The organism is Bosea vaviloviae, assembly GCF_001741865.1.
GTDB classification, from domain to species: Bacteria; Pseudomonadota; Alphaproteobacteria; order Rhizobiales; family Beijerinckiaceae; genus Allobosea; species Allobosea vaviloviae.
This window is the reverse complement of record NZ_CP017147.1, coordinates 3,239,410-3,263,111: the sequence shown is the minus strand read 5'-3', so window position 1 is coordinate 3,263,111 and position 23,702 is coordinate 3,239,410. Positions and strand designations below refer to the sequence as shown.

The following is a 23,702-nucleotide window of genomic DNA, read 5'->3' as shown; positions in this document are numbered from 1 at the left end:
CTGGGGACATGACGCCTTGACGATAAGGCGGCTTGGTCCGGGTGATTAGCCGCCGTCACGCGATCGGGCTTATGAGACCGGTTCATGAGAGACGCCGTCGCGCGTCACCGTCAGGTCGGCCCCGCCCCTCGGCCGATCTGGTCGGCTCCCGCCCGGATCGCCCGCCAGACCGCCTGGGGCGTCGCCGGCATGTCGAGATGCGTGACGCCATGGGGCGCCAGCGCATCGACAACCGCGTTCATCACCGAGGGCAGCGAGCCGGCGCACCCCGCCTCGCCGCAGCCCTTGGCGCCGACCCGGTTGTTCAGCGTCGGCACGCCCTGGCTGACGAAGGTGAAGAACGGCACATCCGCCGCCCGGGGCAAGGCGTAGTCCATATAGGAGCCGCTCATCAGCTGGCCGCTATCGTCATAGACGGTGCGCTCGAACAGGGCCTGGCCGATGCCCTGGACGACGCCGCCATGGAGCTGGCCCTCGACGATCATCGGGTTCACCACGGTGCCGAAATCATTGACCATGACATAGCGCGCGATCGCGACATGCCCGGTCTCAGGATCGATCTCGACCTCGGCGACATGGCAGCCATTGGGATAGGCAGAGGGCGCCGATTTGAAGACATGATCGACGTCGAGCGACTGCGGCAGTCCCGGCGCGAGCGCGGTTCCGGCCCGCAGCCGCGCCGCCAGCTCCATGATGCCGATCGCGCGGTCGGTGCCGACCACGCTGAACCGGCCGGCAGCGAAGGCGATATCGGCGGTATCGGCCTCCAGGACATGGCCGGCGACGAGCTTGCCCTTTTCGATGACGAGATCGCTCGCCTCGATGATCGCCGAGCCGCTCGCCATCAGCGATTTCGAGCCGCCTGTGCCGCCGCCCGCGACCAGCCTGTCGCTGTCGCCCTGCACGAGCTTGATCTTGTCGAAGGGAATGCCGAGCTGGCTGGTGAGCAATTGGGAGAAAGGCGTCCAATGGCCCTGGCCGTAATCCAGCGTGCCGGTGACGATGGTGACGCTGCCATCCGGCTCGAAATGGATGCCGCCCATTTCATTGGTCGGTGGCGCCGTGACCTCAAGATAACAGCCGATACCGCGCCCGCGCAGCAGCCCGGCTTTCCGGCTTGTCTTCAGTCGCCCGGCATAGCCCTTCCAGTCGGAGGCTTCGAGCGCCCGCTCGAACAGCGCCGGGAAATCGCCGCTGTCATAGACCGTGCCCACCGGCGTCGCCCAGGGCAGCCTCGCGGGCGGAACCAGGTTGCGCCGCCTCAGGCTCGCCCGGTCGATCCCCATGCCGCGGGCGGCCTTATCGATCAGCCGCTCCATCAGGTAGTTGCCTTCCGGGCGGCCGGCGCCGCGATAGGCGCCGATCGGCGCCGTGTTGGTCACCGCGCAACGCGTCTTAACCTCGACGAGCGGGGTCCTGTACATGCCGACCGAGTTCTTGCCGATATTCAGCGTCGCCATCAGCGGCCCGGCGGGCGTGACATAGGCGCCCATATTGGCGACGCCGGTGAAGCGCGTGGCGAGGAAGCGCCCGCGCGCGTCCAGGGCCAATTCGGCCTCGAAGACCATGTCGCGGCCATGGTGATCCGAGACGAAGCTCTCCGAGCGCTGATCGGTCCATCTGACCGGCCGCTTCAGCATGCGGGCGGCGTGCAGGAGCACGACATATTCGGGAAAGACCGAGGCCTTCATGCCGAAAGAGCCGCCGACATGGCCGGTGACCAGGCGCATCGCTGCCGGCTTCACGCCCATAGCCGCAGCCAGGCTGTTGCGCATGCCGAAAGCGCCCTGGCTCGGCGCGTGCAGCGTGTAGCGCTTCGATTTTCCGTCAAAGCTCGCAATCGCCGCGCGCGGCTCGATCGGGTTGACGACGACGCGGTTGTTGACGATCCGCAACCGGGCGACATGCGCGGCCCCAGCGAAGGCAGCCGTGACCTTACCAGCGTCGCCGGAGTGGAAATCGAGGATCAGATTGCCGGCGACGTCGTCATAGAGCTGCGGCGCCTCGGGCTTAAGCGCCGCCTCGGCCTCGATGACGGCGGGCAAGATATCGATGTCGAGCCTGACCGCTTCGGCGGCGTTGCGGGCCTGATCAGCTGTACGCGCGACGACGACCGCGACGGGGTCGCCGACGAAGCGGACCCTGCCTTCCGCCAGCGCCGCCCGCCGGGGCTTTCGCATCGCCGTGCCATCGCGGGCCGGCAGGTCATTGGGCGCCATGATGGCGGCGTAGCCCTGCCCTTCGAGGTCGGCTGCGGTATAGATCGCGACGACGCCCTTCATCGCGCGCGCCTCTGCCGTATCCACCGCCTTCAGATCGCCATGCGCATGCGGGCTGCGCACGAAGGCCGCGAAGAGCTGCCGCTCGACGCTGAGATCATCGGTATAGCGCCCCTGCCCCTGCACGAGGATCGCGTCCTCCCGGCGCGGCACGCGCTGGCCGATCTCGACCGAAGCCGCGGCAGCGCCGCCAGGGGAAAGGTCAGCAGGGGAAACGCGAGAGTTCATCAGGTACCGGCCAAAGGAGAACGGGAGAGATGAGAGAACGGGCGAGATGGGCGAACGGGGAGGAAAGCTCAGCCTCATTGATAGGGCGGGTGCTGGACCTGCTGAAAGAGCGCCCAATGCAGCCCCGCCAAGCGCCCAGCGGTTGCGAAACGCGCAGAGCATGCCAAACTCGCAAAGGTCGCCAAACTCATGGACCGAGCCGGCATAGTCGCGAAGGCAGGCTCGCTAAGCATGATGGTTGGCTGCCCCACGACTGGGCGAACGGAACGGAACAGGTGTCCTGATGGGCCTTCGCTTCATTTTCATGCTCACACGCAACGACCGCACGGTCAGCGACGCGATGGAGCAGCTTCAAACCGCGCTGGCGCTTGGCGTCAGGCATATCGGCTTCAAGGATATCGGCCTGCCGCTCGACGCGCTGAAGGCGCTCAAGACCGCGATCAGGGCGGGCGGCGCGACCTCCTATCTCGAGGTGGTCTCGCTTGATCGCGACAGCGAGATCGCATCGGCTAAAGCCGCCGTCGAGATCGGCATCGACAATCTGCTCGGCGGCACGCGGGTCGACGACGTGCTGCCGATCATTGCCGACACGACGATCCAGTACTGCCCCTTCCCCGGCACGATCTCCGGACATCCCAGCGTTCTCGAGGGCACGATCGACGAGATCGTCACCAGCGCGCAGGCGCTCGCCGCGCGCGAGGGCGTGCATGGGCTCGATCTCCTGGCCTATCGCTCGCATCAGAACGTGCCGGCGCTGATCGCGGCCGTCTGCGGCGCGGTGTCCAAGCCCGTCTATGTCGCCGGATCGATCGACACGCCGGGCCAGATCGCCGCCCTGAAACAGGCCGGCGCGGCCGGCTTCACCATCGGCACAGCCGCTCTCGACGGGAAATATCCGGCCGACGGCACGGATGTGCCGCGCCAGCTGGCCACGATCATCCGCGATGTCGCGCAGCTCAACCGGCACATCTCGCCGTTTCACAAGGACAACCTGACCCACGCTTTCGGGCGCTTTTCCGAGCGGCGCTTTTCCGACGCCTGGCCCCCTCGCCTCGCCGCTTCGGTCAATAATCCGCGGATCAGGCTGGCGACGCTGGAGGGCGAGACCGGCTGGCATTTCAACAGCCGGGAGGACGAGGTCTTCTTCGTCCATCAGGGCCGGCTGCTGATGAAGTTCCGCGACCGCGACGAGGTGATCGAGGAAGGCGAGTTCATCCTCGTGCCGCGCGGCGTCGAGCGCTGCCCGACCGCGCTGGAAAAGGCCTGCAAGGTCGTCATGCTCGAAATCGCCGCGACGCGCCGCGACAGCCAAGGCGGCAAGGAACAACGCGCCTGACGCTTGCGCCCGGGGCGCAGGCCTCGGATCAGTTTTTGATTCAACTGGATCGGAGACTGCTGCAGCTCTTTGTTTTAACGCCTTGTTTTAACGCGCTTTCTTCACGCGAACCGGCGTCCGCTTCGCTCGAAAACGCTCCGGAGCATTGCGCGAAAAACCAGGCAACGGCTTTTCGTGGGAGCAATGCTCTCAACTCCTGGGATCGATCACGCCATGAGCGGCTGACGATCTCTTGAAGTCGCCGAGCTTCCGCGGGCCGCTCGCATATGGCATTCATCGCCCCATGAAGCTCCGGCTCCTCGCGCATTGTCTGGTTCTGGCCCTGTTCGTCACGGCCAGCGTCCTGACGGCTTTCGTCAGCCCGGCCAAGGCCGGCTATGGCCGCGTGGAGGTCGAGGCGACAATGCCGATGGCGTCCGACATGCCATGCTGCCCGCCCGATCAAGCTGGGCCGCTGGACTGCAAGACAAGCTGCCCGGCCCTCACCTTCTGCCTGGCCAAATGCTTTGCCAGCGAGCCGATGAAGGCTTTTGCCACGCTCGCCCAACCGATCATCGTCGCGCTTGAAATGACCGGCGACGATGCCGCGCAGGCCTCGCGGCCGTTCGAGCCGCCGGCACGACCTCCCCGAACCCAAGGCATCGCCGGCGCTTGAGCGCCGGCTCCGGCCGCGCGGATGGTCCGGCGCGGTCGGTGAGCCGTGGCTTTCGCCACATGGTTTGGCCGTGCGCAAGCGCGGCGGCCTGATCCATTCGGGATTTCAATCATGACCTCTGTGAACCTACCGCGCGCGCTCGCCGCCGCGCTTTCGCTTGCGACCTTGGCGTTCAATGCGCACCCGGTGCGGGCCGATATCAAGGACTACGCGTTTCGCCTGACCCAGGATGAACTGAAGCAGGGCAACGGTGTCATCGTCACCGTGCAACTCATCGACAGGCGCTCGGGCAAGCCGGTGCCTGACGCGGTGATCTTCAGCAAACGCCTCGACATGGAACCGGACGGCATGGCGATGATGGCCACGCCGCTCGAAGCCTTGCCCATGAGCGAGCCGGGCTCCTATCGGTTCAAGACCAATCTGACCATGGCGGGCGGCTGGCGCCTTTCGCTCGGCGCCAAGATCCAGGGCGAGACCGGCACGCTCGAGAACAAGCTGACCCTCAAGGCCGTGCCATGAACCGCATTGCCCTCACGGGCCTCGCTCTCGCCGTCATCATGGCGGCGGGGGGCGCAGGCTATTGGGCCGGGCACCGGGGTCTTCCGGTGCCTGGCCCCAGCGAATGGCTGGGTAGGGAAGGAACGCGCGTGGCGGGGGAGCCTGCCGGAACGGGTGTGGTGATCTACTATCGGGATCCCGACGGGAAGCCGCTCTATTCGGCAGAGCCGCGCCGAACGGAAGATGGCAGGGCGTACCGGGCCGTCCGCGCCAGCCAGGACATCGGCTTCGACGAGCCGGCAACAGCGCCGGCCGCCAAGGCAAATGGCGAGCGCAAGCTGCTCTATTACCGCAATCCGATGGGGCTGGCGGATACCTCGCTTGTACCCAAGAAGGATGGGATGGGGATGGATTACCTCCCGGTCTATGCCGGCGAGGATGTCGACGAGACAGTGATCAAGCTCTCGCCGGGGCGCGTCCAGCGCAGCGGCGTCCGCTCGGAGCGCGTCAGCCGCCAGCTCATCACGCGGCCGATCCGGGTACCCGGCACGGTGCAGCTCGACGAGCGCCGCATCGCCGTCGTCACGACGCGTTCGGATGCCTTCATCCAGGAGGTCGCAACCGTCACGACCGGGGACCGCGTCGCCAAAGGCGATCGGCTGGTCAGGATCTATTCGCCCGAGATCACGGCAGCGGGTGCGCAGTTCCTGACCGAACTCAATGCCGCCGCGCGCGGTGTCCCGGAAGGCGGGGCAAGGCAGCGGCTTGAAAACCTCGGCGTCCCTCCCGAGATCGTCGCCGAGATCGAGCGTAGTCGGAAGGTGCCGCTGACGATCAACTGGCCGGCTCCACGCGACGGCATCGTGCTGGAGCGAAACGTCGTCGATGGCATGAAGACGGCGGCCGGCGACAGCCTGTTCCGGCTCGCCGACCTCTCGATCATCTGGGTCATCGCCGATGTTCCTGAAGGCGATCTCGCCGCTATCCGCATCGGCGCGCCAGCGACGATCCGGCTGCGTGGGCGGCCCGGAACCGTCTTCGAGGGCAAGGTCGGCCTGATCTATCCGCAGGTCGTGGAGGCGACACGCACCACCAAGGTTCGCATTGAGCTCGCCAATCGCGAGGGCATGCTGCTGCCGAACATGTATGCCGATGTCGAGATCGGCTCCGGCGCTGCGGCCCCCGCACTCGCTGTCCCCGACAGCGCCGTGATCGACACCGGCACGCGCCGCATCGTCATCCTCGATCGCGGCGAAGGCCGCTTCGAGCCGCGCGAGGTCAAGCTCGGCCAGCGTGGCGACGGCATGGTCGCAATCAGCGAGGGCATTGCGGAGGGTGACCGCGTCGTCCTCTCCGCCAATTTCCTGATCGACGCCGAAAGCAATCTCAGGGCGGCGCTGAGCGGGCTCGGGCCCACCGAGACCAGGCCTTTCGAGGTCAAGCCATGATCGCCCGCCTGATCGCCTGGTCGGCGCGCAATCTCGTCCTCGTCTTCGTCGGCACCGCGTTTGCGGTCGCGGCCGGCGTCCATGCGGTGAAGACGCTGCCGCTCGACGCCATTCCCGATCTCTCCGACGTTCAGGTCATCGTCTACACCGAGTATCCCGGCCAGGCGCCGCAGGTGATCGAGGATCAGGTCACCTATCCGCTGACGACCTCGATGCTGACGGTGCCGAAAGCCCGCGTCGTGCGCGGCTTCTCCTTCTTCGGCGTCTCCTTCGTCTATGTCATCTTCGAGGACGGCACCGACCCCTATTGGGCGCGCTCGCGCGTGCTCGAATATCTCAACGCCGCCGCGCGCCGCCTGCCGGCCGGCGTCACCCCCACATTGGGACCAGACGCGACCGGCGTCGGCTGGGTCTATCAATATGCCGTCATCGCCAAGGAGATGACGCTGGCCGAGCTGCGCTCGACGCAGGATTGGGTGGTGCGCTTCGCCGCCTCGCGCGCGGAGGGGGTAGCTGAGGTCGCCAGCGTCGGCGGCTTCGTCAAGCAATATGCGATCGTGGTCGATCCGGTGCGGCTGCGAGCCCAGGGCGTCTCGCTGGCTCAGCTGCGCGAGGCCGTCCGCAACAGCAATGGGGATGTCGGCGGACGCACCGTCGAACTCGCCGAGTTCGAGTTCATGGTGCGCGGGCGCGGCTATCTGCAATCACCCGCCGATATCGAGCACATCGTGCTGCGCAGCGAGCGCGGTGCGCCGCTTCGCCTCTCAGATGTCGCGCGCGTCGAACTCGGCCCCGACGAACGGCGCGGCATCACCGAACTCAACGGCGAGGGCGAGGTCGCCAGCGGCATCGTCTTGCAGCGCTTCGGCGCCAACGCGCTCGGGGTGATCGGGCGCGTCAAGGAGCGCCTTGCCGAGATCGCACCTGGCCTGCCGGGCGGTACTGAGATCGTGCCGGTCTATGACCGCTCGCAGCTGATCGAGCGGGCAATCGCGACGTTGAAGGGCACGCTGATCGAGGAGAGCCTCATCGTTGGGCTGGTCTGCGTCGTCTTCCTGCTGCATCTGCGCAGCGCCCTGGTGGCGATCCTGATGCTGCCGGTCGGCATCCTGATGGCCTTCGCCGCGATGAAAGCGCTGGGCCTGGGCTCCAACATCATGAGCCTCGGCGGCATCGCGATCGCGGTCGGGGCCATGATCGACGCCGCCATCGTCATGATCGAGAACGCGCACAAGCATTTGGAACGGGCACCGCCGAACAAGCCGCGCATCGATATCCTGATCGAAGCCGCGAGCGAGGTCGGGCCGGCGCTGTTCTTCAGCCTGCTCGTGATCACCGTCTCCTTCCTGCCGATCTTCACGCTGGAAGCGGAGGAAGGTCGGCTGTTCGGGCCGCTCGCCTACACCAAGACCTTCGCCATGGCAGCGGCCGCCCTTCTGTCGGTGACATTGGTGCCGGCGCTGATGGTCGTCTTCGTCAGGGGCAGGATCATTCCCGAGCGCAAGAACCCGATCAATCGGGTACTGATCGGGCTCTATCGCCCGCTCATCCATGGCGTACTCGCGGCCAAGACCCTGACGATCCTGCTGGCGCTCGCCGTGCTCGGCGTCAGCCTCTGGCCGGCACGGCAGCTCGGCTTAGAGTTCATGCCGACGCTGAACGAGGGCACGCTGATGTATATGCCGACGACCTTGCCGGGCCTCTCCGTGACCAAGGCTGCCGAGCTGCTCCAGACCCAGAACCAGATCATCCGCTCCTTCCCGGAGGTCGCCTCGGTCTATGGCAAGGCTGGTCGAGCCCAGACCGCGACCGACCCGGCGCCGATCGAGATGTTCGAGACCATCATCAACCTGAAACCCAAAGCCGAATGGCGCGTGGGCGTCACCATCGACAGCCTGAAAGCCGAGATGGACAGGGCCTTGCAGTTTCCCGGCGTCTCCAATGCCTGGACGCAGCCGATCCGCGCCCGCATCGACATGCTGGCGACCGGCATCCGCACCCCGATCGGCGTCAAGGTCTTCGGCACCGATCTCGTCGGGATGGAAGGGATCGCGCGCCAGATCGAAACCGTGCTGAAGACCGTGCCGGGCACGAGCAGCGCCTATGCCGAACGCGTCATCGGCGGCTACTTCCTCGACATCGTCCCCGACCGCATCGCGCTCGGGCGCTACGGGCTCTCGGTCGGCGATGTCCAGAACGCGGTCGTGATGGCGATGGGGGGCGAGACCGTCACAACCATGGTCGAGGGCCGCGAGCGCTACGGCGTCACGATCCGCTACCCGCGCGACCTGCGCTCCGACCCGCAGGTGATCGCGCGCGAGGTGCAGGTCGCGACGGTATCCGGCGCCAGCGTGCCGCTTGGCGAGGTTGCAAAACTCGAGCGCAAGCGCGGCGCGACCACGATCCGCACCGAGAACGGCGAGCTTGCGACCTACATCTTCGTCGATATCGCCGGGCGCGATCTCGCCGGCTATGTCGGCGGGGCGCAAGCTGCGATCGCGCAGTCGGTGAAGCTGCCGGCGGGATATCGCGTCGCCTGGAGCGGGCAGTTCGAATATCTCGAACGGGCCGAGGCGCGGCTGAAGATCGTCGTGCCGCTGACGCTCGCGATCATATTCCTGCTGCTCTACCTGAATTTCCGCAGGCTGACCGAGACCTTCATCGTCATGCTCTCGCTGCCCTTCGCGCTGGTCGGTGGGGTCTGGCTGCTCTGGTGGCAGGGTTTCAACCTGTCGGTCGCGGTCGCGGTCGGCTTCATCGCGCTTGCTGGGGTCGCCGCCGAGACCGGCGTCATCATGCTGATCTATCTCGACCATGCCTTGGCGGAGGTGAAGCTGCGTCGCGCTGCGGAAGGCAGGCCGTTCACGCGAACCGACTTGCACGACGCGATCATGCTGGGCGCGGTCGAACGCGTGCGACCCAAGATCATGACCGTGGTCGCGATCATGGCGGGCCTCCTGCCGATCCTCTGGAATACCGGCACCGGCTCGGAGGTGATGCAGCGCATCGCCACGCCGATGATCGGCGGCATGGTCTCCTCGACCGTGCTCACGCTGCTGGTGATCCCGGCGATCTATGGCCTGGTCAAGGGCTGGCGACTGCCGAAGCAGGACGCATCAGGCGCCGCCGTCGATGCACCGGCATCCACCGGGGCTGGACCATTTGCACTGCCACAGGAGATGCCGTGACGGCACCGGGATGATCTTTGCACCGGTTGCCGATATCGGCTCGACGCCAGGACGCCGGCATCAAGAAGACGCCGGCGTCAGGCTCCGGCCCTGTGCCGTCTGTTCAATGAAGCCGGGAGCAGAAGGCAGGCCAGCACGCCGCACACCGAGGCGACAGCGGCAAGGCCGAAGGGCCAGACGAAGCCGGCAGCGACAAGGTCGGATGGCGTAAGCGCCCCAAGCGTGGCAACGCCCATCGCAAAGCCGGCCTGTCTCGCGATGACGGTGACGGCCGATGCCATGCCGCTGGCCTCCGGCGGCGCGAGCGCCCCGGAGAGTTGCGGATGCGACAGCGCGGCCCCCGTGCCGATCAGCATCATTCCGGCGAAGGCCCATGCGAGGGCCGGCACCCTGGCTTGCGTGAGCGCCGCGGCAGTCAGCGCGCATCCGCCGATCAGACCGCCGTCGCAAGCGCGCTATTTCAGCGGCAAAAACAGCTCCGCAACCGCCTCATGCTCCGGCACCTCCGGGAAGAGGCTCAGCCGCTGGCAATAGATCGGGAAGTCGCGGGCTTCCTCGCCGCTGACTGGGAGCCAATCGCGATACAAATAGAGCGCGGCGGGCTCCAGATTATGGGTGTTACCGATAACGCGCAGCACCGCGCAGCGCCCGCCAGGGATCTCGCCGGCTTTGATCTGCTCGCCATGCGCCTCGATCGGCCGGTCGGTCCCGGCACACAGGTCGTTGCTGTAGTCGGCAGGAGAAGCGGGGCGCCTTTCGGAACGCCAGACATTGAAGGTCGGACTTGTCCCGGGGTGCAGGCCAGCGGCCTTACGCCAGGCGATGAAGCGCTGGATGGTGGCGCCCAGCGTCGCCGGGTCGCCCCGATGCTCCATGATCCCCACCCGTGTTGTGGGCACATCGCGGATCGTCACGTCGTCAGCGGTAAATGTCGTCTGCATGAGCTTGCTCCTGGCATCGTCGAAAGGCCCGAAGGCCGCAAGCCACGGCTCCCAGTCGGGAGATTTCCGAAACGACGACGGCGATTGCCGGAACCGTTGCCGAAAGGCGCGGGCGAAGGCATCGGGCGCATCGTAGCCGGCATCCATCGCTATGTCCGTGACGCTTTGGGCGTCCCTGTAGGCCAGCCGGTACGAAGCGCGCTTCATTCGGGCAAGCTGGACATAGCGATGCACGGACACCCCGAAGGTGGACATGAACTGCCGGTGGAAATGGTATTTCGAGAACGCCGCGACGCCGCTCAACGCGTCCAGGCCCAGATCGTCGTCCAGATGCCGGTCTATATGGTCCAGCACCCGCTGCATCCGGGCATGGTAGTTTTTGCGGGCATGGTCGTTTTCAAGTGCCGCCGTCATCGTCTCTTGGTCTCTTCCTCCGTGGCGGCGCCAGCTAGGCCCTTCCGGAGATGCCGCGCTCGACCGATCTTGCGATTTGGCATGGAAGGGTAGCCTGCCGGCAACGGCTTGCAGGCGAGCCTGGATGCTTAGCGTGTGGAGATTCGTCGTTGCGTGGATGGCATGGCCGGCGCCCTGCCCTGCGGAGTGAGCTGCTGCATGACGTCACCGCCTAAACGCCCTCATCGCATGCCGCCACAGCCTGAATGATGTCCGCGACGATCGTCTCCAATTTTAGCGTTCCTTGGCACGATGTGGTTCGCATTCTGCCCTATACGACCGGAACGATCGTCAGAATTGCGCAGGTGCCATGTATCGAACACTGACGTGCTTGACGGAGGAGCATGCCGCCTGGGTTCTGCCCTTGTCGGCGCTGGTCTGCTGGGTGTCATGCCATGCAACGTTCGGCCTGCTCAAACAGGCCCGCGAAAGCGCGGGCTGGACTGCCGCCATCTGGCTCGTCGCCACGGGCGCTGCGGCCGGCTCAGGCATCTGGAGCACGCATTTCATCGCCATGCTCGGCTACGAGCCGCCGCTCAGCATCGGCTATGATGTGCGCCTGACGCTGGCCTCGCTGGGCGTCGCCATCGCGACGGCTTTTTGCGCCGCGAGCCTGATCCGGGGCGCCGCCGGACCCGTCGCCATTGTCGCCAGCGGACTCGTGCTGACCATGGGCATCGCCGCGATGCATTTCACCGGAATGGCGGGCGTTCGCATTCCCGGCCGTTTCATCTGGGACGAGGCGCTCGTCGCGGCGGCGCTGGCATCGGCTGCCGTGCTGACCTGCGCGGCGCTGTTCGTGTTCATCCGCCGCCCGACCCGCTACCCCCGCGCCGTTGCCGCGACGCTTCTGACTGGGGCTATCGCAACCCTGCACTTCGTCTCGATGGGCGCCGTGCAAGCGGTGCCGGACCCCGTGATCGCCGCTCCCGACGACGAACTGGCGCGCGGGGCGCTGGCGGCCGGCGTAGCGGCCGTGATGCTGACGATCCTGGCGTTCTCGGCGCTCAGCTTGTTCGCCGACCGCCTCAGGCGCGCCAACCGCGCGCTTGCCTCGCATGGCGCGGCGCTGCGCGTCAGCGAGGAGCGCCTGGCTCGAGCTTTGGATGCGGGAAGCGACGGCCTGTGGGACTGGAATATCGCGACCGGCCAGGCCTGGTACTCCGAGCGCTGGCTGACGATGCTGGGCTACGAGCCCGGAGAGCTCGAGGGCCTTGTCGGAACCTGGCGAGGCCTGCTCCATCCACAAGACGCGCTGAGGGCCCAGGAGCTCCTGCAGGCGCATTTCGACGGCCGCTCGCCGGTCTATGAGTGCGAGTATCGACTGCGCCGCAAGGACGGCAGTTGGGGCTGGGTGCACGCGCGCGGCAAGGTCGTGGAGCGCGACGCCGAGAACCTGCCCCAGCGTATCGTCGGCACGCATATCGACATCGCAGCGCGCAAGCTCGCCGAACAGCAGATCGCCCATATGGCGCGCCATGACGGGCTGACCGGCCTGACCAACCGGACCCGCTTCTACGAGCTGTTGCGCCTGGCCTTGCGGCAGGTCGCCCATGCCGGCAGCGGCTGCGCGGTGATGTGCCTGGATCTCGACCGCTTCAAGACCGTTAATGATACGGTCGGCCACATGGCCGGCGATGAACTGCTGAAGCGTGTCGCCGGCAGGATCGCCGGGCACATGCATCCGGCCGACACCGTGGCGCGCATGGGCGGCGACGAGTTCGCCATTCTGGTCAGGAGCGACCCGAGCGATGAAAGCTTGCGCCGCCTGGCCGAGGAGCTGATTTCAGTCGTGGGCAAGCCGTTCTCCTTGGGCGGACAGACCATCGAGGTCGGCCTCAGCATCGGGATCGCGCGGGCGCCGCAGCACGGCCTGGTCGAGACGCTTCTGTTCAGCCGGGCCGATCTCGCGCTTTACCAGGCGAAGGCGGAGGGGCGTAACTGCTATCGCATGTTCGACGCGGCGATGGACGAGGCAATGACACGGCGGCGCGAACTCGAACGCGATCTCAGGACGGCGCTCGCGGACGGGAAGCTGGAACTCCACTATCAGCCGCAAGTGAAGGCCAGCAGCCGCAAGCTCATAGGCTTTGAGGCGCTCGCGCGCTGGCGGCATCCGGTGCGCGGCCTCATACCGCCCGGCGAGTTCATCCCGCTGGCCGAGGAGACCGGCCTCATATCGGCGCTCGGGGAATGGGTCCTGCGGAGCGCCTGCAGCGAGGCGGCGCGCTGGACGCAGCCGCTCAAGGTCGCGGTCAACCTGTCTCCCCGCGAGTTCCAGCAGGGCGATCTTCCCGAGCTCATCTTCGCAATCCTGGCCGAGACCGGCCTGTCGCCGAACCGCCTGGAGATCGAAATCACGGAGACGGCGATCTTCGCCGATATGAATCGCGCGCTCTCGATCCTGCTGCGGCTGAAGGCGCTGGGCATCAGCATCGCGATGGACGATTTCGGAACGGGCTACGCTTCGCTGGCGACCTTGCAGGCCTTCCCCTTCGACAAGATCAAGATCGACCGCTCCTTCGTCGGGCAGGTCGAAACCAGCCCGCAGGCCGCGGTCATCGTGCGCGCCGTGCTGGGCCTGGGACGCAGCCTCGGTATCAGCATCGTGGCGGAGGGTGTCGAGACCGCCGGCCAGATGCGCTTCCTGGTCGGCGAAGACTGCGAGGAGCTGCAAGGCTATCTCTTCGGCAAGCCGCAGCCGATCGAAAGCTTCACGGAGGCCATGGGCGGCCGGCAGGCGGGCGATCTCGCAACCAGGGCGGCCCCAGTGCGCCAGGCCGCCGCGCGCATGGCCTTCGCCTCGTAAGCTCTGCCGGCAGGCCGGCGGGCGCGGCTATTCCACTCCTATCGGTCATCTGCCGTCCGGCTCGCCGCTAGCTTTTCCGCTGCTGTCGATGACCGCAAAGTTTTCGCCAAGGCCGGGCTTGGCGGGCGGCTTTTTCATCGGTTCGGATACGGGTTCGGTCCAATGCTTTTCGGCAGCAGTGCCCTCGGAGTCGTTTGGATCATAGGGCGCGTGCGGTCCGGTGGGGTTCACCGAGCGCGGGCTCGGCCCGGCTCGCCGTTCAGCATCCTCACCGGACTGTCCGGGGCGTTGCGGTGTCTTGTAGGGCGCCGGCGCATCGGTGGCGCGATGTGGCGTCTTCGTCATGGAGCGATCCTCCTCAAGGGAAGAACCGCTCGTCATGGGTCGGGTTCCCCTGCCCCGGCCCGCATCGGGCGGCGCTGGCGCGTTATGGCTGAGGCTCTCGCATCCGGCAGTACCTAACCGAGCAAGCCTGCCCGACTGACCATGCCTGCCGCGACCTCCTCGACATAGCGGAGCCTGGCCGCCGCGGTGTTGGGAGCCGAGCCCAACCACGCCAGATAGGCGTCAGGCTTGATCGTGACGACTTCGATCGCTTTCCCGGCGGCAAGAGCCTCAGCCAGAACGCGGCGGGCATTGCGATGCCACGTGGCATAGTCGGGCGAAATCTCGCCGCGATCATGAGCAAGCGACCAGAGCCGCGCGAAATCCTCCTCCTCGTACCACGGCATCGCGACCGTGTACGCGCCGGATAACGGCTTCATTCGCGGCCCCCCCTGCCAGGCAGACTGTAGCGCGGCAAAAAGCCGGCCTGCGCGAGGTCACTATGGAACGAAGCCCCCGCCTTGTCCGTTTGGTGTTTTTGGAGATCGTCATGAAAACGCACGTGCAACATGATCCTGCCGAGCGCGCATCGGAAGCTCCTACGAGAATCACGATCGAGACCTCGGAAGATTATGCGTTGGCGCTCAGGCGCATCAAGGCCCTGAACAGGTCCCAGCGCTCGCAGAGCGAGGAGGCGGAGCTCGAGGCGTTGAACGAGGCCGTTCGCGGCTGGGACAGTCGTCACGGCGCTGGCTAGCAGTCTACGGCCTCTCTAGCTCTTTATTCTGACGCGTTTTCTTCACGCGGACCGGTATCGACTTCGCTCGAAAAGGCTCTGGCAGCTGCAGGAACTCGGACTGCCCCGCCGGGGCCAGGCATGGAACTCCGGGCCGAGCTGACGGTTCAACGCCGGGGTACGTTTTGTGGAGGTGCCATGAACACGCATGCAACAAGCCCAACCGCGCCATTGATCCGCGACGAACCCGAACGCAACCGTTTCGTGATGCGCGTTCGCGGCGGCGAGGCCTTCGCAACCTACCGGCGCGCGAACGGCTACCTCGTCATCTCGCATACCGAAGTTCCGCCCACGCTTCGCGGACAAGGCATCGGGTCCGAACTGGCCGCAGGCATTTTCGAATTTGCGCGCAGCAACGACGAACGTATCGTGCCCGCCTGTTCCTTCCTGGCCGATTGGGTGCGGCGCCATCCCGAATATCGCGATGTGCTCGCGGGGAAGGAGGCGGGATGATCGACCATGTCTCGGTTGGAACGAACGACATCGTCCGCGCACGCATCTTCTACGATGCCGTTCTCGATCGCCTCGGATTGCGGCTGATCAACAGCAGCGCCCATTCGGCGGATTACGGCGTAAGCGCCATCCTATTCTCCGTGGAAACGCCGCATGACGGGAAGCATGCCTCCGTCGGCAATGGAACTCATATCGCCTTCCTGGCCGGCGGCCGCGATGTCGTCGATGCGTTTCATGACATTGCTTTGGCCCATGGCGGCTCCGATGCCGGACCGCCCGGCCTGCGTCCCGAATACGATGCTCACTACTACGGTGCCTTCGTATTCGATCCCGACGGCAACAAAATCGAGGCCGTCACCCGCTCGTCCAAATGAAGGAGGTCGAGATGCCTGCAAAATCAGCTGCCCAGCAAAAGGCCGCCGGTGCCGCGCTCGCGGCGAAGCGCGGAGACATGGCGAAGAACGAACTCAAAGGCGCTTCGAAATCGATGGAGACATCGATGAGCGAGAGCGAGCTCGAAAAAATGGCTTCGACCAAGCGCAAGGGCAAGCCCGAACATAAATCGAAACATTAGAGCGTTTTCGAGCGAAGCGGACACCGGTTCGCGTCAGGAAACGCGTCATATCGGGTTCGAGATCGAGCGCATGGCTGTGCTCGGTGAGCGTCGCCCGACCATTTCGCTGTGCCTGCTTGCCTGCCCATCAGCTGGCTCCCGGCTGGCCCTCCACGCAACCGACCGCGGGCTCTGCATGTTCCCGGAGGCGAGTGATGGAACCGCCGCGCGTTCTGTCTTCGGGAAGCAAGATGCCCTTCGGGAACAAGATGCGCGGGAATTGGTTCGTTTCGAAGTGCATCCCAGCGAAGGAGCAGCTTCATGGCACGCACCATCACACGGTCCTATGATGACATCGCCGACGCCGAGACCGCTGTTTCGCGGCTCGAAGCGGCAGGGGTCCAATCCGAGGATATCAGCATCATCGGCTACCGCCCGGAGCAGGTGGAGGAGGATGCCAAGCATGGGGGCGAAGTCGGCGGCGTCGTCGGAGGCGGCGCCGGGCTGCTCGGGAGCTTGGCGGCCCTGCCAATCCCCGGTGTGGGCCCCGCTTTTGCGGCAGGCTGGATTCTCAGCAGCATGGCGGTGGGTGCAACCGCCGGCGTCGCAGCGGGCAATCTGATCGGAGCAATGAGCAGCACCGGCCTGGATGATAACGAGGCTCATTATTTTGCCGAGACCATCCGTCGCGGTGGTGTGGTCGTTTCGGTCCGAACATCGGATTCGCACGCCTTCGTCATCGAGAAGATCATGGATGGCGCTGGTTCGGTCGATGCCGAAGCGCGCCGCCAAGAGTATGAGCGGGAGGGCTGGAAGCGCTTTGACGAGAGCGCCGGCCCCTATCGCACCCCGCATGATCTGTCCGGGGTCGTCTCGTGAGCGAATAGGTCATCTGAGGGGATAGGCCATGTAAGGGGACAGGTCATGGAAACCGAGGCCGAGCGACGGGCGCGGATGCAATCCGTCGCGAAAGGCGGCGATCCAATTCCTCCGATGCGAGCCGATAGCCATTCGACAGAAGATCCGGCTGTCGAAACGCCCGTGGAAGCTCGTCAAGGCTTTCTCGGGCGGCCGGTCCTGGTCGTTCTGGTCGGCGGGCTCGTCCTGGCCACGGTCGCGTGGCTGGCAGTCGCGCTGCTGGGTTATTGATCGCCCCGGCTGGCCGCCGGGAACACAAACGACTGGGGGAACACAAGCGACTGATCGCTGCGCGCGGCGCGGCGGTCGACCGCCCGGTGGTTATCGGCCCGGCGCTCCGAAAGGAGGCCGGACCTCAGTTGCGCATAAGCCCTTCAGCGTATAACCCGCCGCCCTGTCCAGGCGCGCGGGAAGCGGGTTGCCCCCCTGCCCCGGCGGTTCCGGCTCAGCGCGTCTGGCTGTGCTTCCCGCCTGGCCGGGAAATGCCGCTCAAAGCCTCACCGGCCTTGCCGTTGCCATCCACAATCGCGACATCGCCAAGCGAGACGATGCCGACCAGGCGCTTGGATCGATCGACGACCGGCAAGCGCCGGACCTGGATGTCGCCCATATTGCGAGTGACCTCGTCGAGGTCCTGATCCTCAAAGCAATATTTGACGTCGACCGTCATCACGTCGCGGACCTTGGCGTCGGGGCCCTTGCCCTCGGCGACGCCGCGTATCGCGATGTCGCGATCGGTGATCATGCCGACCAGGCGGTCGTGATCACCGACAGGTAATACGCCGGCATCGAGGCCCGCCATCATCCGCGCGGCCTCCTGGATCGTTTCGTTGGCACTGGCAACGTAGACGTCCGGGGTCATTGCTTCACTGACTCTCATCGCCACCTCCTCTGGTTGGGATTGGTCGTCGCGGATGCCGCCGCCCGCGCGAACGCAAACGAGGGCATCTCCGGCCTTGGGCTACGGCACTGCTTGGGCCGCGGCACTGATTGCAGTGGAACTGGAGTCGGCTCGATCTGTTCCGCACCCTTTGAAAGAAGGCGGCGTTCCGCGAGATGTGTGGGCCCGGCGGCGCGTGGAAATCAGCTGGCCATGACGCGGTCGAGGGGCGTGCCGATTATTGCATTGCCTCGAGCCGGGTCAGGATTGCCAGGAACTGGTCAGGCGCCGCGGCGATGACGTTGTGCCTGGTGGGCATCTCTTCGATCCGCCAGTCCGCGAGCTTTCTGAGGCGCTCGACCGTTGCAGGGAACGGGCTGTCGGCCCAGCCGGTGGCGTAGATAAAGAGCTTCTCGCGAACCCCTTTCCCGCGCCCGGTCAATCGGATCTTCTGGAGAAATGACGCCATCGGATGCGGCCGGCAACGCGGGTCCATATGCGCGGGCGGTCGAACACCAAGGCCGTCCTCGTCGGCCCCCTCAATGGCGATCGCCCGGAAGTGGTCATTTACCAGGCCCCACCAGGACTCGCCATCCTCGGGCACCAGCGCGTCGATGTAGACGAGCGCGGCTACGCGCTCGGGCATGCGATCCGCCACCCCTGTTATCACCATCCCACCATAGCTGTGCGCGCACAGAACGACATCGGACAGATCCTCGAATTCGAGCAGATTGGCCACATCGAGAATATGTGTGTCGAGGTTGGGTCGCGCCGCCGCGAGGTGCACCCGTTCGCCCAATCCGGTGAGTGTCGGCGTAAACACCTCATGTCCAAGTGCACGCAGCCTGCGCGCGAAAGGCGTGATCTCGCAGCCGCCATGCCAGCCGCCCGCCACGATAACGACGTTCGCCATCGGTCAACTCCTCGTCAATGCTCTCGATCACGTCGCATTCGGGGCGGAACCGTCCGAATGCGGAAAACCGGTACCCCAGTTTTTCGCGCACTACCCCCAGGCCGCGCATCAGCGAGGTTTAGCCCTTTTGGCCATGCAGGAATTTAGATATTCTGCCAATTGATTATCAAAACCGGTCAATCCATGCGGCAGCCGCTTCACTATCCATGGCCGGATTTCGATGTGGACGGAGCCGTCGCTCCGGCGATTGCGGTGCGCGTCGATGTCAGCGAAACGGGAACGGAGGTCGCCGCTCACCAGCACCGCAAGGGCCAGCTGGTTTTTGCGCTGACTGAGGGCGTAACCTGTCGCGTTCCCAGCGGCTTATGGATGGTGCCGACGCATTGCGCGGTCTGGATTCCAGGCGGCACGGAACACAGCAATATCGCGACCGCCAATGCGAAGCTGTTCTTCGTTTATATCGAAGCTGGCGCGGCCGATCTCCCGGCGCGATGCTGCACCATTTCGATCTCGCCCTTGTTGCGCGAGCTGATCGTCGCGCTGTCCGAACGTTCCGATACACATGACGCCGACGCGCTTCTGGCCAGGCTGCTGCTCGCCGAATTGCCGCGCATGCCTGTCCAGCAGCTCTATCTGCCGATCTCGTCGGAACCGCGCCTGCGCCGGATTGCCGATGCCTTGGCCGCAAACCCTGCCGACCGGACCGGCTTAAGCGCATGGGCCAGTCGCGTCGCGCTCAGCGAGAGCAGCCTGAGCCGCCTGGTGATCAAGGAGACAGGGTTGAGCTTCGGGCGCTGGCGGCAACAGCTGCACCTGATCGTCGCCATCAGGGAACTGTCCAATGGCGCGACAGTCCAGCAGGTTTCGGCCGAGCTGGGCTACGAATCCGTCGCGGCCTTCATCACCATGTTCAAGAAGGCGCTGGGCAAGCCGCCGGCGAAATACCTTGCCAGTGTCATGCACGGCGACCGCACATAGATGATCGATGCCAGAGCGCATTCACGCGAAGCGGCAACCGGTTCGCGTGAAGACAGCGCGCTGAAACAAAGATCCGGAGCTTGCTGTCTTGGCAAGGAAACACGCCGTCATCCCGGACAAGCGGCGAAGCTGCGCCGATCCGATCCATGCCGGAGCCTAACCAGGCAGTGCTCCGGCATGGATCCCGGGTCTGCGCTTCGCTACGCCCGGGATGACGTCGCGTGGGTGGTCGGGACAGAGCCATCACCGGAGCCTGCCGGAGCATCCCTCGAGACGCCATTCCGGACGGCGTGGTTCCAAGCGAAGTGGACACCGGTTCCATCCCGGGCGAGCCTTTCCGCGCTCAAAGGCGTCCAGCAACTCGTGCGGATACCGTCGCTGGCTAGCCAAAACTCTCCATGCAAGCGACGAATTGACAAATGTACCAACTGGTTCAATTTGCACTGACTAAAGAGCAGGGGCGACAGGCGACACAGCCAGCCGTCAACAATGACTCAGGGAGGATTAAATGAGCTATCGGTCATTTTTTGCTGGCATAGCGATGTCTCTGTGCGGGCTCGGCGGCGCCGCTCTGGCGCAAGGCCCAGTCCCGAAGGATCTGCCGGCGCGGGCAGAAATTTACGCGATCCCGACGCTCACCTTGTCCGACAGCCAGTTCCTGTCGGGTGATTCCAACGCCAAGCCAGCCGTCGTCACCGGCGAATTGAGCCTGGCGCCGGGGACCGGCCGCCTCCCCGTCGCCGTCTTGATGCACGGCTCAGGCGGGATCGGGGGCAATATTCAATATTGGAAACGCGTCCTCAATGGCGCCGGAATCGCGACCTTTGTCATCGACGGCGTGACCGGCCGGGGCTTCTCCGGCGTCGGCGACAAGCAGGCCGCGCTCGGGCGCCTGAACTTCGTCCTCGATATCTACAGGTCGCTCGATATTTTGGCCAAACATCCTCGCATCGACCCCGAGCGGATCGTGATGATGGGTTTTTCCCGCGGCGGACAGGCGGCGCTCTATTCGAGCGTCGATCGCTTTCAGAAGCTATGGAACAAAAGCGGTGTCAATTTCGCGTCCTATGTCGTGTTTTATCCCGATTGCGGCACGACCTATCGCGACGACGGCAAGGTTTCCGCGCGCCCGATCCGCATTTTTCATGGCACGCCGGACAACTATAATCCGGTTGCCCCCTGCAAGGCCTATGTCGAGCGGCTCAAGCAGGCTGGCGCCGATATCCAGCTGACAGAGTATCCCAATGCGCCGCACGGCTTCGACAATCCGTATGGCGCCAATCCGCCTGCGCCCACCAAAGCCGACCAATCCGTTCGCGCCTGCAAGATTCGCGAAGACGCAAATGCGGTTCTCGTGAATGACGCGACCCAGAAGCCGTTCAGCTACAATGATGAATGCGTGAGCATAGGCCCGACCGTCGGATTCGATCCCGAGGCCGCGCAGGCCGTCACGTCAGCGGTCCAGGCTTTCCTGAAATCGACATTGGGTGCCAAGTAGTCGATCGCCGTAAAGCTGATCTCTCGACAATAAAGGAAACGAATTGCCTTTCGTTGTCTGAAATGAAGCGCAGGGGTAGACCAAGCCTACCCCTGCGATTTCGAGCTTTTTTGCCTTCAGCCACGATAAGGCATCGCCAGCTGGAGCGTTTTCGCGCGAAATGGACACCGGTTCGCATGAGGACAACGCGTTAGAACAAAGCACAGGAGCTGTTGAACGATCCAATGGAAACGGAAACGGCGCTCGTGGCCAGGTGGAAACGCGGTCGATCAGTCTAGAGCCCGCCTCTGACCGCGACCATTCGCGGTTGCCACGCCGACAGTCTGGCAACCATAAGGACTGATGTTCAGCTTCTTCGACACTCTCGTTGATTCGACAGCATCGCCTCCGGGCGAGCCTCCCAGCGGACTACGAAGGTTCTATTGGCATTTCATCCGCCAGGCGAAGGGCCTGTTCGCGGCGCTGTTCATGCTCGGCTTTGCGCTTGCCGTCGTTGACGCCGTGGTGCCTTATCTGATCGGGCGCCTCGTCTCCATCCTGTCGTCGGTACCGCGCGAGCGCGTTTTCGACGCTGCCGGCCATCTGCTCCTGATCATGGCGACGATCGTACTCGTGGTGCGGCCGCTGGGCACGATCCTGTTTCGCCTGCTCGTGAACCACTCGATCGCCGTCTCTTTCACGACGCTGATTCACTGGCAGAATTACTGGCACGTCGTCCGCCAGCCGCTCGCCTTCTTTCATGACGACTTCGCCGGGCGCTTGGCCAGCCGGGTCACGCAGACGGGCCGGCCGCTGCGCGATACCATCGTCTCCTTGGTACGCGCGGTCTGGCAGATCCTGATTTTCGGCGCGACCGCGATCGGTCTTCTCGGCACGCAGGACATTCGCCTGGCCGCACCGATGATGGCCTGGTTTCTGTTCTACGGCGCGCTCCTCGCATACACGCTGCCGAAGGTGCAGGTCCGCTCGCGCGAGACCTCGGAGATGCGCTCGGCCATCACCGGCAAGATCGTCGACACCTTCACCAATATGATGACCGTCAAGCTGTTCGGGCGCCGGAGCGATGACGACACCTATATGCGCGACGGCTTCCAGCGCTTCCAGGCCGCTTTCGCCCGCCAGCAGCGTCTGAATACCGTCTATGTGTTCTGCCTGGTCTGCCTCAACGCGATCCTGCTGGCGACGACGGGCGGTATCGGCGTCTGGCTTTTCTCGCTGGGACGCGTCGATGCGGGCACGCTGACGACCGCCGTTCTCCTGACAACCCAGATCATCGCCATGTCAAATTGGGTGGCGTTCGAAATCTCAGGCATTTTCGAAAATATCGGTGTCGTCCAGGAAGGCATGAAGACGATCGCGCAGCCACTGAGCCAGCTCGACCGGCCTGACGCGCGTCCGCTCGCGGCTCCCCATGGCGAGATCCGGTTCGAGGATCTGCATTTTCACTACACGCAGCCGCACCGCGTGGTGGACGGGCTATCCCTGACCGTCGGCGCCGGCGAAAAGGTCGGCTTGGTCGGGCGCTCGGGCGCGGGAAAGTCCACGCTCGTCAATCTGCTGCTGCGCTTCTACGAACCGCAATCGGGCCGCATCCTGATCGACGGTCAGGACATCGCCGGCGTCACCGAGGAAACGCTGCGCGCCCGGATCGCATTGGTGGCTCAGGATTCCTCGCTCCTGCACCGCTCCATCGGCGAGAACATCCTCTACGCCCGCCACGACGCCGATGACGAGATGATGCGCGACGCGGCCCGCAAGGCGCAGGCCGACGGCTTCATCGACAGACTGGTCGACAGCAAGGGGCGCCAAGGTTTCGAGGCCTTCGTCGGCGAGCGCGGCGTCAAGCTCTCCGGCGGACAGCGCCAGCGCATCGCCATCGCGCGGGTGATCCTGAAGGACGCCCCGATTCTCCTGCTCGACGAGGCGACGTCATCCCTCGACTCGCAGGTCGAGGCCGCGATCCAGGATGCGCTCTCCGATCTGATGCGCGGGAAGACCGTCATCGCCATCGCGCATCGCCTCTCCACGCTGCAACTCATGGATCGGCTTGTGGTGATGGATGGCGGGCGCATTGTCGATCAAGGCTCCCATGCGGAGTTGCTCGATCGCGGCGGCCTCTACGCCGAGCTGTGGGCGCATCAATCCGGAGGCTTCATCGTGCCACAACGCCCGCAGGGTTCCCGGAAGCGGTGAGCCTCCCTGCCGGCGCAACGCCTGGCGGCTTGCAAGCGAGCCTGTTGGATGGTCGGTTCTCGTGGAGGCCGCAAGGGGCCACCTTGCCTCGACGCCGCGTCCGCGGGCCGATCTTCCCGCTCGATCGATGACTTGCCTATGCCGGCGAAGCGCCAGGAGCAGACATTGGACGATTGCCCGAAAACGGACGTTGCCAAGGGGCTCTCCTGACTTCGGCTCCCGACCCGATCCAGTCAGAGGTGCATCGCCGGTCACGATCGTTGCATGTGAAGCCTGAACGGTTGCAACTATAACAGTCTGCGAACCTTCGCGCTGGCTGCTTCGCAGCAGCTCGACAACGGACAGAGGTCTCGCGGAGCAG

22 protein-coding genes are annotated in these 23,702 nt (G+C 65.1%); 15 read left to right on the top strand and 7 right to left on the bottom strand.

Translation table 11 applies throughout. The annotated features are described in order from the left end of the window. Window positions 1-110 precede the first annotated feature (110 nt). On the bottom strand, window positions 111-2,507 hold the full coding sequence (locus tag BHK69_RS14985) for a xanthine dehydrogenase family protein molybdopterin-binding subunit (RefSeq protein ID WP_083269438.1): 2,397 nt from the start codon (window positions 2,505-2,507) through the stop codon (window positions 111-113). A gap of 304 nt (window positions 2,508-2,811) precedes the next feature. On the opposite strand from BHK69_RS14985, the gene BHK69_RS33490 reads away from it, so the two are divergent. The 5 genes from BHK69_RS33490 to BHK69_RS14960 all read left to right on the top strand — a co-directional run bounded on the left by BHK69_RS33490 (window position 2,812) and on the right by BHK69_RS14960 (window position 9,632). After that, window positions 2,812-3,843 carry a cupin domain-containing protein gene (locus BHK69_RS33490; protein WP_342029726.1) on the top strand — a complete coding sequence of 344 codons (1,032 nt, stop codon included), beginning with the start codon at window positions 2,812-2,814 and terminating at the stop codon, window positions 3,841-3,843. Window positions 3,844-4,126: 283 nt separating this feature from the next. Continuing rightward, window positions 4,127-4,498, top strand: a complete 372-nt coding sequence (locus BHK69_RS14975; protein WP_148663426.1) for a hypothetical protein — start codon at window positions 4,127-4,129, stop codon at window positions 4,496-4,498. A gap of 111 nt (window positions 4,499-4,609) precedes the next feature. Then, window positions 4,610-5,017 (top strand): FixH family protein, encoded by a 408-nt coding sequence (locus BHK69_RS14970; RefSeq protein ID WP_069690797.1) that lies wholly within the window; start codon window positions 4,610-4,612, stop codon window positions 5,015-5,017. Beyond that, on the top strand, window positions 5,014-6,444 hold the full coding sequence (locus BHK69_RS14965; RefSeq protein WP_069690796.1) for an efflux RND transporter periplasmic adaptor subunit: 1,431 nt from the start codon (window positions 5,014-5,016) through the stop codon (window positions 6,442-6,444). The genes BHK69_RS14970 and BHK69_RS14965 overlap by 4 nt, the downstream gene beginning before the upstream one ends. Next, window positions 6,441-9,632, top strand: coding sequence for an efflux RND transporter permease subunit (locus BHK69_RS14960; protein WP_069690795.1), 3,192 nt, complete (start codon window positions 6,441-6,443; stop codon window positions 9,630-9,632). The genes BHK69_RS14965 and BHK69_RS14960 overlap by 4 nt, the downstream gene beginning before the upstream one ends. A 77-nt stretch (window positions 9,633-9,709) precedes the next feature. On the opposite strand, the gene BHK69_RS14955 is transcribed toward BHK69_RS14960, so the two are convergent. Together BHK69_RS14955 and BHK69_RS14950 are read right to left on the bottom strand one after the other, a co-directional pair. After that, window positions 9,710-10,021, bottom strand: a complete 312-nt coding sequence (locus BHK69_RS14955; protein ID WP_069690794.1) for a hypothetical protein — start codon at window positions 10,019-10,021, stop codon at window positions 9,710-9,712. A 66-nt stretch (window positions 10,022-10,087) separates the two neighbouring features. Beyond that, complete coding sequence (locus tag BHK69_RS14950; protein WP_069690793.1) at window positions 10,088-10,987, bottom strand: AraC family transcriptional regulator; 900 nt, start codon at window positions 10,985-10,987, stop codon at window positions 10,088-10,090. Between the two features lie 370 nt (window positions 10,988-11,357). On the opposite strand from BHK69_RS14950, the gene BHK69_RS14945 reads away from it, so the two are divergent. Continuing rightward, entirely contained in the window at window positions 11,358-13,835 is a 2,478-nt protein-coding gene (locus BHK69_RS14945; RefSeq protein WP_069690792.1) for an EAL domain-containing protein, read from the top strand. 45 nt (window positions 13,836-13,880) lie between these two features. Here BHK69_RS14945 and BHK69_RS32030 read toward each other — a convergent pair whose 3' ends face one another. Together BHK69_RS32030 and BHK69_RS14940 are read right to left on the bottom strand one after the other, a co-directional pair. Next, entirely contained in the window at window positions 13,881-14,180 is a 300-nt protein-coding gene (locus tag BHK69_RS32030) for a hypothetical protein (RefSeq protein WP_148663425.1), read from the bottom strand. Window positions 14,181-14,293: 113 nt separating this feature from the next. After that, window positions 14,294-14,599, bottom strand: coding sequence for a hypothetical protein (locus tag BHK69_RS14940; RefSeq protein ID WP_148663424.1), 306 nt, complete (start codon window positions 14,597-14,599; stop codon window positions 14,294-14,296). A 62-nt stretch (window positions 14,600-14,661) separates the two neighbouring features. Between BHK69_RS14940 and BHK69_RS14935 the strand changes: the two genes are divergently transcribed. The 6 genes from BHK69_RS14935 (at window position 14,662) to BHK69_RS14910 (ending at window position 17,110) form a co-directional block, all read left to right on the top strand. Beyond that, window positions 14,662-14,916, top strand: a complete 255-nt coding sequence (locus BHK69_RS14935; protein WP_148663423.1) for a hypothetical protein — start codon at window positions 14,662-14,664, stop codon at window positions 14,914-14,916. 120 nt (window positions 14,917-15,036) lie between these two features. Then, a complete protein-coding gene (locus BHK69_RS14930) occupies window positions 15,037-15,408 on the top strand; it encodes a GNAT family N-acetyltransferase (RefSeq protein WP_244548203.1) in 372 nt (123 codons plus the stop codon). After that, window positions 15,405-15,782: a VOC family protein gene (locus BHK69_RS14925; RefSeq protein WP_069690788.1), complete on the top strand. Its 378-nt coding sequence runs from the start codon at window positions 15,405-15,407 to the stop codon at window positions 15,780-15,782. Before BHK69_RS14930 ends, BHK69_RS14925 begins: the two co-directional genes overlap by 4 nt. An 11-nt stretch (window positions 15,783-15,793) precedes the next feature. After that, entirely contained in the window at window positions 15,794-15,982 is a 189-nt protein-coding gene (locus BHK69_RS14920) for a DUF3008 family protein (RefSeq protein ID WP_069693674.1), read from the top strand. A gap of 300 nt (window positions 15,983-16,282) precedes the next feature. Beyond that, a complete protein-coding gene (locus tag BHK69_RS14915) occupies window positions 16,283-16,840 on the top strand; it encodes a hypothetical protein (RefSeq protein ID WP_069690787.1) in 558 nt (185 codons plus the stop codon). A gap of 45 nt (window positions 16,841-16,885) precedes the next feature. Then, the gene (locus BHK69_RS14910) at window positions 16,886-17,110 is read left to right on the top strand and encodes a hypothetical protein (protein WP_069690786.1); all 225 of its coding nucleotides are present in this window, start codon (window positions 16,886-16,888) and stop codon (window positions 17,108-17,110) included. Window positions 17,111-17,324: 214 nt separating this feature from the next. Here the strand turns inward: BHK69_RS14910 and BHK69_RS14905 are convergent, their stop codons facing one another. Together BHK69_RS14905 and BHK69_RS14900 are read right to left on the bottom strand one after the other, a co-directional pair. After that, window positions 17,325-17,759 carry a CBS domain-containing protein gene (locus BHK69_RS14905; protein WP_069690785.1) on the bottom strand — a complete coding sequence of 145 codons (435 nt, stop codon included), beginning with the start codon at window positions 17,757-17,759 and terminating at the stop codon, window positions 17,325-17,327. 238 nt (window positions 17,760-17,997) lie between these two features. Next, window positions 17,998-18,672 carry an alpha/beta fold hydrolase gene (locus BHK69_RS14900; protein WP_069690784.1) on the bottom strand — a complete coding sequence of 225 codons (675 nt, stop codon included), beginning with the start codon at window positions 18,670-18,672 and terminating at the stop codon, window positions 17,998-18,000. Window positions 18,673-18,855: 183 nt separating this feature from the next. Here BHK69_RS14900 and BHK69_RS14895 point away from each other — a divergent pair, with 183 nt between their 5' ends. The 3 genes from BHK69_RS14895 (at window position 18,856) to BHK69_RS14885 (ending at window position 23,341) form a co-directional block, all read left to right on the top strand. Continuing rightward, window positions 18,856-19,650, top strand: coding sequence for an AraC family transcriptional regulator (locus tag BHK69_RS14895; RefSeq protein WP_069690783.1), 795 nt, complete (start codon window positions 18,856-18,858; stop codon window positions 19,648-19,650). Window positions 19,651-20,158: 508 nt separating this feature from the next. Next, window positions 20,159-21,148: a dienelactone hydrolase family protein gene (locus tag BHK69_RS14890; RefSeq protein ID WP_069690782.1), complete on the top strand. Its 990-nt coding sequence runs from the start codon at window positions 20,159-20,161 to the stop codon at window positions 21,146-21,148. 342 nt (window positions 21,149-21,490) lie between these two features. Continuing rightward, window positions 21,491-23,341 (top strand): ABC transporter ATP-binding protein, encoded by a 1,851-nt coding sequence (locus tag BHK69_RS14885; protein ID WP_069690781.1) that lies wholly within the window; start codon window positions 21,491-21,493, stop codon window positions 23,339-23,341. The last annotated feature ends 361 nt before the right edge of the window (window positions 23,342-23,702 follow it).